The organism is Actinomycetospora sp. C-140, from assembly GCF_054796175.1.
The window spans coordinates 53,361-64,981 of sequence record NZ_JBTWNF010000001.1 but is presented as its reverse complement, the minus strand read 5'-3'; the positions used below and the strand labels follow the sequence as shown (position 1 = coordinate 64,981).

Genomic DNA, 11,621 nt, shown 5'->3' with positions numbered 1-11,621 from the left:
CTCGAGTCATGGGGTGCGCCCCGCTGCCCGCCGGCCGACGTCAGCGCCCCGTGTGCTGGCCCCGCACGCCCGCGGCGAGCTCCGTGGTCAGGCGGGCGACGGCCGCGCGGCCGTGCTCGGCGGCGCTCACGAGCGCCGAGCCGACGATGACACCGTCGGCGAAGCCCGCCACCTCGCCGGCCTGGGCGCCGTTGCGCACCCCGAGACCGACGCCGAGCGGGAGGTCGGTGTGGGTGCGCGTCCGGGACACGAGCCCGGCGGCCGCGTCGGAGACGGCGTCGCGAGCGCCCGTGACGCCCATGGTCGAGGCCACGTAGAGGAACCCGCGGGTGGCGGCGGCCGTGGCGGCGATGCGCTCGTCGGTGGACGACGGCGCGACGAGGAAGATCGGCGCGATGCCCTCGCGGTCGGCGGCGGCGAGCCAGCCCGCGGCCTCGTCGGGCACGAGGTCCGGGGTGATGGCCCCCAGCCCGCCGGCGTTCGCCAGGTCGCGCGCGAAGGCGTCGACGCCGTAGCGCAGCACCGGGTTCCAGTACGTCATGACGACCGCGCGGCCACCCCGGGCGGACAGCTGCTCGACGACCTCGAGGGTGTCGCGCACCCGGACACCGGCCTTGAGCGCCGCGTCGACCGCGTGCTGGATGACCGGCCCGTCGAGCACGGGGTCGGAGTACGGCAGCCCGACCTCGACGAGGTCCGCGCCCGCGTCGAGGGTCTGGGTGAGCAGGCCCAGCGAGCCCTTGACCGTCGGGTAGCCCGCGGGCAGGTAGCCGATGAGCGCCGCCCTGTCCTCGGCCTTCGCGGTGGTGAAGAGCTCGCCGAGGCGGTCCACGCCGGTGGTCGACGTCGTCACAGCTCCCGCTCCCCACTCGCCACGGCCCCGTCGGCGTCGGCCGCCGGGAGCGGGTCCTCGGTCGGCAGCGACTCCGGGTCGACGACGCCGAACCAGCGGGCGGCGGTGTCGACGTCCTTGTCGCCGCGCCCGGAGAGGTTGACCAGGATCGTCGCGTCCGGCCCCAGCTCGCGCCCCAGCCGCAGCGCGCCCGCGATCGCGTGGGCGGACTCGATCGCCGGGATGATCCCCTCGGTGCGGCACAGCAGCCGGAACGCCTCCATCGCCTCGGCGTCGGTGACCGGCTCGTAGGTCGCGCGCCCCGTGTCGGCGAGGAAGGCGTGCTCAGGACCGACGCCCGGGTAGTCGAGCCCGGCCGAGATCGAGTGGGTCTCGAGCGTCTGCCCGTCGGCGTCCTGCAGGAGGTAGGACATCGCGCCGTGCAGCGCCCCCGGGGACCCGCCCGTGATCGACGCGGCGTGCCGGCCGGTGTCGACGCCGTCGCCGGCGGCCTCGAAGCCGACGAGGCGCACCCCGGCGTCGTCGAGGAACGGGTGGAAGATCCCGATGGCGTTCGAGCCGCCGCCGACGCACGCGGTGACCACGTCGGGCAGGCGGCCGTAGGCCTCGAGCACCTGCTCGCGGGCCTCGAGCCCGATCACCCGGTGGAAGTCGCGGACCATCATCGGGAACGGGTGCGGGCCCGCCGCCGTCCCGAGGATGTAGTGGGTGTGCCCGACGGTGGAGACCCAGTCGCGGTAGGCCTCGTTGAGGGCGTCCTTGAGCGTGCGCGAGCCGGTGGTGACGGGCACGACCTCGGCACCCAGCAACCGCATCCGTGCGACGTTGAGCGCCTGCCGCTCGGTGTCGACCTCGCCCATGTAGACCATGCACTCGAGGCCCATGAGCGCGGCGGCGGTGGCGGTCGCGACGCCGTGCTGGCCCGCACCGGTCTCGGCGATCACCCGCGTCTTGCCCATGCGGCGCGTCAGCAGCGCCTGGCCGAGCACATTGTTGATCTTGTGTGAGCCCGTGTGGTTGAGGTCCTCGCGCTTGAGCAGGATGCGGGCGCCGCCGGCGTGCTCGGACAGCCGGCGGGCGTCGGTGACCGGCGAGGGCCGCCCCGCGTAGTCGCGCTGGAGCCGGTCGAGCTCGGCGAGGAACGCCGGGTCGTGGCGGGCCTTGTCGTACTCGGCCGCGACCTCGTCGACGGCGGCGATGAGGGCCTCGGGCATGAAGCGCCCGCCGTAGGGCCCGAAGTGTCCGCGGTCGTCGGGTTCGTGGGCGGTCCCGGCGAGGCCCTGGCTGGCCGACGTCATCTCGAGCACTTCTTCCTGCGCGGGGTCGGGCGTACGTCGGCGATGCTACGAGGCGGAGCCAGGGGGAATCAGCGCGCGGGCTTGGGGCACGCCGGGTGCGACCCGGCCGTGACCAGCTGGCGCACCGCGGCCCGCGGGTCCTCCGCCGTCGCCATCGCCTCGCCGACGAGCACGGCGTCGGCGCCGTGGCCCGCGTAGGTCATGAGGTCGCCGGGGCCACGCACTCCGGAGGCGGCCACGCGGATCACCTCGCCGGGCAGCCCGGCCGCGATCTGGCCGAAGACCCCGCGGTCGACGTCGAGGGTGTGGAGGTTGCGGGCGTTGACCCCGACGAGCTTGGCCCCGGCGCGCAGCGCCATGTCGGCCTCCTCCTCGTTGATCACCTCGACCAGCGCGGTCATGCCCAGCGACTCGACCCTGTCGACGAGCGCGTCGAGGGCGTTCTGCTCGAGCACCGAGCACATGAGCAGCACGAGGTCCGCGCCGTGCGCCCGCGCCTCGTGGACCTGGTAGGTGCCGACCACGAAGTCCTTGCGCAGCACCGGCACGTCGACGGCCGAGCGCACCGCGTCGAGGTCGTCGAGGGAGCCCTCGAAGTACCGCCCCTCGGTGAGCACGCTGATGATCCGCGCGCCGCCGTCGACGTAGCGGCCGGCCAGCCACCCGGGATCGGGGATGTCGACCATGTGGCCCTTCGAGGGGCTGGCCCGCTTGACCTCGGCGATGACACCGATGCCGGGACCCTGCAGGGCCGCCAGGGCGTCGCGCGCCGGCGGCGCGGCGGCCGCGCGGTCCTTGATGACGTCGAAGGGGACGGCGGCTTCCCGGGCGGCGAGGTCGGCCCGGACCCCTTCGAGGATCTGCTCCAGGACGCTCACGCCGGGTCTGCCCCTTTCCCCCGTCCGAGTTCGTTCCATGTTAACCCGCTCCCCCTCGCGCGCCGTCCACCCCGTCGGGCGGTCCGGACCGTGGCCCCGACGAGGGTCCGTCCTCCGACGGGCGCTCGACGGGATCGCGCGTGGGGTCCTCACCCTCGTCCAACGCCTCCCAGAAGGCGCGGTCGGGGTCGGTCGGCCGGGGTCGGCGCCCGTCCGCGCCCGCGGCCCCCGGGGCGTCGTACCGGGCGCCCATCCGCGGCAGCACGGCCGCCCACCGGACCGCGAGCAGCCCCGCCGCGACCATGAGCAGGCCGCCGAGCACCCCGAGCAGCGGCCCCGCCACGAGGGCCTCGGGAGGCAGCGGGCGGTCGCCGGGACGCAGACCGTCGGGCAGGGCGTCCGCGGTGGGCGCCACCAGCCCGGCCGCGCCGCGCAGCACCGCCCACAGCCCCGCGACGGCGACGAGCGTGCCGACGACCCGGCGCCCCCAACCGGCGGTGGCCACCAGGCCGCCGACCGCCGCGAGGCACAGCAGCGCCCACGGGACGAGGATCGGCTCCGCGCTCGCACCGTCCGCCGTGGTCGTGCGCTGACCCGTCACGCCGTCGACGACCTGGCTGACCCACGCCAGCCGCGAGGCCCCCCACAGCACGCCCGCCGCGACCACGAGCAGCAGCGCCAGCAGCCCGAGCAACCGGCCCGGCGGGTGCGCGGGAGCGCGGCCGCCGGCGGGGCGGTGGGGCGCGGCGGTCATCGCGCGGCCGGCTGGGGATCGGAGCGGTGCACGTGCTCGTCGGGGGCCGTCGTCGGCGTCGGTGTCGCGACCGTGCCGGCGACCGCGACGGCGGCGAGCACGGCCCGGGCCTTGTTGACGCACTCGGCGTCCTCGGCGACGGGGTCGGAGTCGGCGACGATGCCGCCGCCGGACTGCACGTAGGCGACACCGTCGCGCAGCAGCCCGGTGCGGATCGCGATGGCGGTGTCGGCGTCGCCGGCGAAGTCGAGGTAGCCGACGATGCCGCCGTAGAGCCCGCGGCGCGTCGGCTCGAGCTCCTCGATGATCTCCAGCGCCTTCGGCTTCGGGGCGCCCGAGAGCGTGCCCGCCGGGAAGCAGGCCGCGACGGCGTCGAACGCGGTGCGCCCCGCCGCCAGCCGGCCGCTCACCGTGCTCACCAGGTGCATCACGTGGCTGTAGCGCTCGATCTCGAAGAACCGCCGCACCGACACCGTCCCCGGCACGCAGACGCGCCCGAGGTCGTTGCGCCCCAGGTCGACGAGCATGAGGTGCTCGGCGCGCTCCTTCTCGTCGGCGAGGAGGTCCTTCGCGAGGAGGGTGTCCTCCTCCTCGTCGGCGCCCCGCCAGCGCGTGCCCGCGATCGGGTGGGTGGTCGCGACCCCGTCCCGGACCGTCACCAGCGCCTCGGGGCTCGACCCGACGATCTCGAACGGCCGGCCCTGCGCGTCGGCGAGCCGCAGCAGGTACATGTACGGGCTGGGGTTGGTCATCCGCAGCACGCGGTAGATCTCCAGGGCGTCGGCCGACGTCTCGGCCTCGAAGCGCTGCGACACGACGACCTGGAACGCGTCGCCCGCGCGGATGCGCTCCTTGGCGACCTCGATGGCCGCGTGGTGCTCCTCGGGCGACCGGCGCCGCCGCACGGCGTCCGAACCGCCGGACGCGCCGCCCGTCGACACGGTGGCCACCGTCGACGGCGCCGGGGCGGCGAGCTCGGCGGTCATCCGGTCGAGCCGGGCGAGCGCGTCGTCGTAGGCGGCGTCGGCGCGTTCCGGGCTGTCGTCCCAGTTCACGGCGTTGGCGATGAGCGTGACCGTGCCCTCGTGGTGGTCGAGCGCGGCCACGTCGGTGGCGAGCAGCATGACCGTCTCGGGAATCCGGAGATCGTCGACGGCGTGCTCGGGCACCCGCTCGAGCCGGCGCACCGCGTCGTACCCGACGTAGCCCACCAGCCCGCCGGTGAGCGGCGGCAGGCCGGGCAGCGGGTCGGTGCGCAGGCGCTGCAGCGTCTCGCGCAGGACCGCCAGCGGGTCGTCCCACTCCTGCTCGTCGTCCGGCCCGCCGGGCAGCCCCACCGGCACCTGGCCAGTCCACGTCGCCCGGCCGCCGGACTCGGTGAGCGTCGCCGCGCTGCGCGCGCCGACGAAGCTCCACCGCGACCACGACTCGCCGTGCGCCGCCGACTCCAGCAGGAACGTGCCCGGACGCTGCCCCGCGAGCTTGCGGTAGAGCCCCACCGGCGTCTCGCCGTCGGCCAGCAGCCGCCGCGTCACCGGGATGACCCGGTGGTGCGCCGCGAGCGCGTGGAACCCCGCGCGGTCGGGCACCACCTCGCCGAGCGGGGAGGAGGCGTGGCTGGATCCGGACACGGACCCATTCTGGCCCCCGCCCCCGACAGCCTCGGTCGCCCGGGGTGGCGTCAACCACGCTCCGGTGCGGGGTCGGCCGGGGTGGTCGGGCCGGCCGGCTCCCCCGCGGGCTCCGGCGGCGCCGCGCGCGTCCGGGCGGCCACGGCGACGGCGCCGAGGACGACCGCGCAGCCGACCAGCTGGAGCACGCCCGGGATCTCGCCGAGCACCAGCGCGCCGAGCAGCACCGCGCCCACGGGCTGGAGCAGCAGGATCGAGGCGCCGGTGGAGGACGCGAGCCGCGGGAGCGCCGAGGCGATCAGCACCCAGCCGATCACCTGCCCGACGACCGCGAGCGTGATCAGCCAGCCCAGCGCGGGCCAGCCGGGCGCGAGGTCGACGCCCTGCCAGAGCGAGCCGACGGCGAACGACGTCGCCGCCGCGCCGACAGTGGCGATGGCGACGGGCGTGAAGCGCTGGCCGGGGCCGGCCCCGAGCCGTACGAAGAGCAGGTAGCCGGCGTACGCGACCGCGGCGATCAGGGCCGTGACCGTCCCGCGCACCGGGGCGGGCGCCGTGACGGCGTCGGTGCCGCCGACGAGCCCGCCCGCCAGCGCGACACCGACGAGCATCACCGGCACCGCGAGCACGAACGTCCGCCGCACGCGCTCGCCGAGCACCAGGAACGCCAGCAGCGGCAGGATGACGACCTGGGCGTTGACCACGACCGTCGACACCCCGGCGCCGACCGCCCGGACCGACTCCGCCCACAGCGTCATGTCGAGCCCGAGCAGCGCGCCGCCCACGAGGAGCACCACCGGGCGGTTGCCCGCGGAGGCGGCGACCCGGCGCCGGCGGCGCCACTCGAGCAGCGCGAGCGGCACGAGCAGTGGCAGCGCCAGCGCGCAGCGGAAGAACGTGGCGGTCCCCGGGCTCACGTCCGCGAGCGCGATGAAGATCGGCGAGAACGCGATGCACAGGCTGCCCGCGACGGCGACGAGGCGCGGGTCGAGCCGGGAGCGCGAGGTGGGGTCGGTCGGGGCGGCTGCCGGCGCGCGGCGGTCGAGGGAGCGCGTCACGCCCATGATGTTGCGTTCCGCAACCGTCAAGGACCAGCGATCATTTCTGGGCCCGACCCGTTAGGTTCCCTACCGTGTTCGCGCTGGACCACCTCCGTGCCCTCGACGCGCTCGCCGCGCAGGGCTCGGTGGCCGGCGCGGCCACGTCGCTGCACCTCACGCCGTCCGCGGTGTCCCAGCAGCTGGCCAAGCTCGAGCGCGAGGCCGGGGCGCCGCTCACCGAGCCGGCCGGGCGCGGCCTGCGTCTGACCCCGGCCGGGCGGATGCTCGCCGAGCACGCGACGGAGATCCTCGCCCGGGTGGCGGCGGCGCGGCTCGACCTCGACCGGCTCCGCGACGAGGTGGTGGGCGAGCTGCGGATCGGCGCGATCCCGACCTCGGTGCACGCGCTCGCGCCCACCACGCTGGCCCGCCTGCGCACCGCGCACCCCGACCTGCGGGTCGCGCTCGCCGACGGGGAGGCCGAGGAGACCCTCCCGGCGGTCCTCGCCGGTGACCTCGACCTCGCGGTGGTCGAGAACTGGGAGGGCTCCCCCGCGCCGATCCCGCCCGGCACCTCGCGCGCGCGGCTCTGCGAGGACGTCATCGATCTCCTGCTCCCCGCGCACCACCGCCTCGCCGGTCCCGGTCCGGTCGACCTCGCCGCGGTGGACGACCTGGACTGGGTCGCCGACGGCGTGGAGAACCGCGCGGGGGTGTGGCTCGTGCAGACGCTGCGCGGCCTCGGTCTCCAGCCGCGCGTGACGTGCCAGGTGCGGGGCTTCGGGATGCACGTCGAGCTGGTCGCGGGGGTGGGGGTCGCGGCGCTGGTCCCGCGCCTGGCCCGTCCCCCGTTGCCGCCGGGCGTGGTCGCGGCGACCACCGTCCCGGCGATGCGCCGGAGCATCGACGCCGTGTGGCGCACCGACCGCGGGACGGCGGCGGTCCGGGCCGCGGTCGAGGAGTTCACCGCCGTCGCGGCCGAGCGGGACGCGGGTCCGGTGGGTCCGTCGTCCCCGGACCCTCAGGCCTCCGGCGCGAGCAGCTGGTCGGCGTCGAAGCAGGTGTGATCGCCGGTGTGGCACGCGGCGCCGGACTGGTCGACGAGCACGAGCACGGTGTCGCCGTCGCAGTCCAGGCGGACCTCGACGACCTTCTGCACGTGCCCCGAGGTCGCGCCCTTGATCCACAGCTCGCCGCGGGAGCGCGACCAGTAGGTGCCCTCCCGGGTGGCGAGCGTGCGGGCCAGCGCCTCGTCGCTCATCCACGCGACCATGAGGACCTCGCGGGTGTCGTACTGCTGCACCACCGCGCACACGAGGCCGTCGGGCGTGCGCTTGAGCCGCGACGCGACGGCCGGATCCAGCGAGGAGGTCATCGGACCTCCACCCCGTCGGCGCGCAGCGCGTCCTTCACCTCACCGATCCGCATGATCCCGAAGTGGAACACGCTCGCCGCGAGCACCGCGTCCGCCCCCGCCGCCACGGCCGGGGGGAAGTGGTCGACCTCGCCCGCTCCCCCGCTGGCGATCACCGGCACGTCGACCAGCGCGCGCACCTTCGTGATCATGTCGAGGTCGAAGCCCGCCTTGGTGCCGTCGGCGTCCATGGAGTTCAGCAGGATCTCCCCGACGCCGAGCTCCTGGCCGCGCTGCGCCCACTCGAGCGCGTCGATGCCGGTGCCGCGCCGCCCGCCGTGGGTGGTGACCTCGAACCCCGACGGCGTCGGCTGTCCGTCCGCCGGCACGCGCCGGGCGTCGACCGACAGCACGATGCACTGCGAGCCGTAGCGGCGGCTCGCCTCGCCCAGGAACTCGGGCCGGGCGATGGCGGCGGTGTTGATGCCGACCTTGTCCGCGCCGGCGCGCAGCAGTTTGTCGATGTCGTCGTTGGTGCGGACGCCGCCGCCGACCGTCAGCGGGATGAACACCTGCTCGGCCGTGCGCCGCACGACGTCGTAGGTGGTCTCGCGCTCGCCCGAGGAGGCGCTGACGTCGAGGAACGTCAGCTCGTCGGCGCCCTCGGCGTCGTAGAGCCGCGCCATCTCCACGGGGTCGCCGGCGTCGCGCAGGTCGACGAAGTTGACGCCCTTGACCACCCTGCCGGCGTCCACGTCCAGACAGGGGATCACGCGCACCGCGACACCCATGCCACTCAGCCTAACCGCGCGGGCGAGGCGCGAAGATCGCCGGCCTCCGTGAGCAGTTGGCGCCCTCATGGGGGCGCCAACTGCTCACGTACGGGTCGCGGCGAGGGCGTCGGCGAGGGTGAAGTTGCCGGCGTAGAGCGCCTTGCCGACGATGGCGCCCTCGACGCCCCGGGGTGCCAGGTCGTTGAGCACCCGCAGGTCGTCGAGCGACGACACGCCGCCCGAGGCCACCACGGGACGGTCGGTGCGGGCGCAGACGGCCTCGAGGAGCTCGGTGTTCGGGCCCGTCAGCGTGCCGTCGCGCCCGACGTCGGTGACGACGTAGCGCGCGCAGCCCTCGGCGTCGAGGCGGGCGAGCACGCTCCACAGGTCGCCGCCATCTGACACCCAGCCCCGCGCCGCGAGCCGGTGCCGCCCCTCGGTGATCTTGACGTCGAGCCCGACCGCCACCCGGTCGCCGAACTCGGCGATGGCCGCCGCGCACCACGCCGGGTCCTCGAGGGCGGCGGTGCCGATGTTCACCCGCGCGCAGCCGGTGTCGAGCGCCCGGCGCAGGGAGGCGTCGTCGCGGATGCCGCCGGAGAGCTCGACCTTGATGTCGATCTTCTCGACCACGGCGGCGAGCAGCGGGGCGTTGGAGCCGCGGCCGAACGCCGCATCGAGGTCGACCAGGTGCAGCCACGCGGCGCCGTCCGCGGCCCAGGCCTGCGCCGCCTCGAGGGGATCGCCGTAGCCGGTCTCGGTGCCGGCCCGGCCCTGGACGAGACGGACCGCCTGGCCGTCGACGACGTCCACGGCGGGGAGCAGGTCGATGGTCACGGGGCGCGATCGTAGCCAGCGGGCTCCCGCGCCCCGAGCAGGTCCGCCCGGCGCCGTTCCAGCAGCTCCCGCTCGGCGACGGTGCGCACGAGCTCCAACGCGCGGTCCAGCTCGGCGACGGCCTCGTCCACGCGGCCGAGCGTGACGAGCATGTCGGCGCGGACGGCCGGCAGCAGGTGGTAGCCGGCCATCGCCGGTTCCCCGCGCAGCGGCTCGAGGACGGCCAGCCCGGCCTCGGGCCCCTCGGCGCGCGACACCGCCACCGCGCGGTTCAGCTCGATCACGGGCGACGGGGTCAGCGCCGCGAGCTCGGCGTAGGTCGCGGCGATCGCCGCCCAGTCCGTGTCGTCGGTGGAGCGCGCGCGGGCGTGGCACGCGGCGATGGCCGCCTGCAGCGTGTACCGCCCGCGCGGCCCGCCCTGCTCGGCCCGCGCGAGCGCGGCGAGCCCGCGCTGCAGCAGCACGCGGTCCCATCGGGCCCGGTCCTGGTCGCCGAGGAGCACCGGCTCCCCCGACGGCCCGATCCGCGCCCGCAACCGCGATCCCTGCAGCTCCATGAGGGCGACGAGGCCGTGCACCTCGGGCTCGTCGGGGCAGAGCGCGGCGAGGACGCGCCCGAGCCGCATCGCCTCGACGCACAGCGTCGGGCGGGTCCAGTCGACGCCGGTGGTGGCCGCGTACCCCTCGTTGAACACGAGGTAGACCACCTCGAGGACCGCACCGACGCGCGCGGTGAGCTCCTCGCCGACCGGGACGACGAGCGCCTCGGGGCCGACCCCGGCCAGGCGCTTCTTCGCGCGCGAGATCCGCTGGCCGATCGTCGGCGACGGCACGAGGAACGCGTGGGCGATCTCGTCGGTGGTCAGGCCGCCGAACAGCCGCAGGGTCAGCGCGACCCGGGACTCGCGGGCCACCGCCGGGTGGCACGTGGCGAACAGCAGCGCGAGGACGTCGTCGCCCACCACCGCCGCCCCGTCGCCGACCGCCTCGTCGGCCGCCGGGGCCACACCGGGGTCGTCGAGCATCTCCGTCTTGCGCGCGAGGGTCTGCTCCCGCCGGATGGCGTCGATCGCCCGGCGCCGCGCCGTCGCCGACAGCCACGCCGCCGGGTTGTCCGGCACGCCCTCGCGGGGCCACTGCTCCATCGCCGCGACGAGCGCGTCGTGGGCGAGCTCCTCGGCCCGGCCCACGTCGCGCACCACCCGCGCGACGCCGGCCACGATCCGGGCGGACTCCATCCGCCAGACCGTCTCGAGGACGGCGTAGGGATCGGTCACCGCCGGTTCTGCGCCGCCGAGCGGGCCCGCAGCTCCTCCTCCGCCTCGAGCACCTCGGGCGGGGCGATGCCCTCGAAGTCCTCGGCCTCGGTCACGCGGCGCACCTCGATGCGCTCGCCGTCGCGGAACGGCGCCCGGCGCGCCCAGGAGACGGCCTCCTCCAGGGAGTCGACCTGCAGGATCCAGAACCCGCCGACGAGCTCCTTGGCCTCGGCGAACGGGCCGTCGGTGACGGTCGGCTCCTCGCCGTCGAACGCGACGAGCGCACCCTTGGCGCTGGGCAGCAGGCCCTCGCCGGCGAGCAGCACCTCGGCGTCGACCATCGCGGTGTTGAAGGTCGCCATCTCCTCGAAGAGGGCGGGGTCGGGCGGCGTGGCCATCTGCGCGGCCTCGTCGTACTTGAGCAGCAGCATGAAGCGCACGGGATCTCCTCGGGGAACGACGGTGGACGGGGTCAGGCCTGCTCGCGCTCGGCGATCCGCCGACGCAGGGTGGCCTCGGCGTCGAGCACCTCGGCCGGGGCGACGTCCTCGAACTCGCTCATCTCGGCGATGCGACGCACCGACAGGCGCACGCCCGGGCCGATCGGGCAGCGCTTCGCCCACTGCACGGCCTCCTCGCGGGAGCCGACCTCGAGGATCCAGAACCCGGCGACGAGCTCCTTGGCCTCGGCGAACGGGCCGTCGGTCACGCTCGCGGTCTCGCCGTCGTGCGTGACCGCGAAGCCCTCGGCGCTGGGGGCGAGACCCTCGGCAGCCAGCAGCACGCCGGCCTCCACGAGATCGTGGTTGTAGCGGCCCATGGCCTCGAAGGTGTCCTCCGGGCGCGGCGCGTCGGCTCCCCCGACGGCCATCGACTCCGGGGCCTCCATGATCAGCATGTAGCGCACGGCACTGCTCCTCGCGAGGTCGTCGGCGAGGCCCTCC

The 11,621-nt window shown here is 75.7% G+C and carries 13 protein-coding genes; 1 reads left to right on the top strand and 12 read right to left on the bottom strand.

Annotated elements, in window-relative coordinates:
- Positions 1-40: 40 nt before the first annotated feature.
- The 6 genes from trpA to ACR9E3_RS00285 form a co-directional block, all read right to left on the bottom strand.
- Complete coding sequence (trpA, locus tag ACR9E3_RS00310; RefSeq protein ID WP_460378349.1) at positions 41-832, bottom strand: tryptophan synthase subunit alpha; 792 nt, start codon at positions 830-832, stop codon at positions 41-43.
- Between the two features lie 17 nt (positions 833-849).
- A complete protein-coding gene (gene trpB / locus ACR9E3_RS00305) occupies positions 850-2,151 on the bottom strand; it encodes a tryptophan synthase subunit beta (protein WP_460377534.1) in 1,302 nt (433 codons plus the stop codon).
- A 68-nt stretch (positions 2,152-2,219) separates the two neighbouring features.
- On the bottom strand, positions 2,220-3,029 hold the full coding sequence (gene trpC / locus ACR9E3_RS00300; RefSeq protein WP_460377532.1) for an indole-3-glycerol phosphate synthase TrpC: 810 nt from the start codon (positions 3,027-3,029) through the stop codon (positions 2,220-2,222).
- A 40-nt stretch (positions 3,030-3,069) separates the two neighbouring features.
- On the bottom strand, positions 3,070-3,783 hold the full coding sequence (locus ACR9E3_RS00295) for a TIGR02234 family membrane protein (protein ID WP_460377530.1): 714 nt from the start codon (positions 3,781-3,783) through the stop codon (positions 3,070-3,072).
- Positions 3,780-5,414: an anthranilate synthase component I gene (locus tag ACR9E3_RS00290; protein WP_460377528.1), complete on the bottom strand. Its 1,635-nt coding sequence runs from the start codon at positions 5,412-5,414 to the stop codon at positions 3,780-3,782. The genes ACR9E3_RS00295 and ACR9E3_RS00290 overlap by 4 nt, the downstream gene beginning before the upstream one ends.
- A gap of 50 nt (positions 5,415-5,464) precedes the next feature.
- On the bottom strand, positions 5,465-6,472 hold the full coding sequence (locus ACR9E3_RS00285; RefSeq protein ID WP_460377526.1) for a DMT family transporter: 1,008 nt from the start codon (positions 6,470-6,472) through the stop codon (positions 5,465-5,467).
- 74 nt (positions 6,473-6,546) lie between these two features.
- Here ACR9E3_RS00285 and ACR9E3_RS00280 point away from each other — a divergent pair, with 74 nt between their 5' ends.
- Entirely contained in the window at positions 6,547-7,521 is a 975-nt protein-coding gene (locus ACR9E3_RS00280; RefSeq protein WP_460377525.1) for a LysR family transcriptional regulator, read from the top strand.
- Here ACR9E3_RS00280 and hisI read toward each other — a convergent pair.
- The 6 genes from hisI to ACR9E3_RS00250 form a co-directional block, all read right to left on the bottom strand.
- Positions 7,476-7,829, bottom strand: coding sequence for a phosphoribosyl-AMP cyclohydrolase (gene hisI / locus ACR9E3_RS00275; protein ID WP_460377523.1), 354 nt, complete (start codon positions 7,827-7,829; stop codon positions 7,476-7,478). The two genes, ACR9E3_RS00280 and hisI, sit on opposite strands and share 46 nt — an antisense overlap.
- Entirely contained in the window at positions 7,826-8,599 is a 774-nt protein-coding gene (hisF, locus tag ACR9E3_RS00270; protein WP_460377521.1) for an imidazole glycerol phosphate synthase subunit HisF, read from the bottom strand. Before hisF ends, hisI begins: the two co-directional genes overlap by 4 nt.
- Before the next feature lie 84 nt (positions 8,600-8,683).
- On the bottom strand, positions 8,684-9,418 hold the full coding sequence (priA, locus tag ACR9E3_RS00265; protein ID WP_460377518.1) for a bifunctional 1-(5-phosphoribosyl)-5-((5-phosphoribosylamino)methylideneamino)imidazole-4-carboxamide isomerase/phosphoribosylanthranilate isomerase PriA: 735 nt from the start codon (positions 9,416-9,418) through the stop codon (positions 8,684-8,686).
- Positions 9,415-10,656 (bottom strand): RNA polymerase sigma factor, encoded by a 1,242-nt coding sequence (locus tag ACR9E3_RS00260; protein ID WP_460378347.1) that lies wholly within the window; start codon positions 10,654-10,656, stop codon positions 9,415-9,417. Before ACR9E3_RS00260 ends, priA begins: the two co-directional genes overlap by 4 nt.
- Before the next feature lie 35 nt (positions 10,657-10,691).
- Positions 10,692-11,117 carry a YciI family protein gene (locus ACR9E3_RS00255; protein ID WP_460377516.1) on the bottom strand — a complete coding sequence of 142 codons (426 nt, stop codon included), beginning with the start codon at positions 11,115-11,117 and terminating at the stop codon, positions 10,692-10,694.
- 32 nt (positions 11,118-11,149) lie between these two features.
- Positions 11,150-11,575 carry a YciI family protein gene (locus ACR9E3_RS00250; RefSeq protein WP_460378346.1) on the bottom strand — a complete coding sequence of 142 codons (426 nt, stop codon included), beginning with the start codon at positions 11,573-11,575 and terminating at the stop codon, positions 11,150-11,152.
- Positions 11,576-11,621 lie beyond the last annotated feature (46 nt).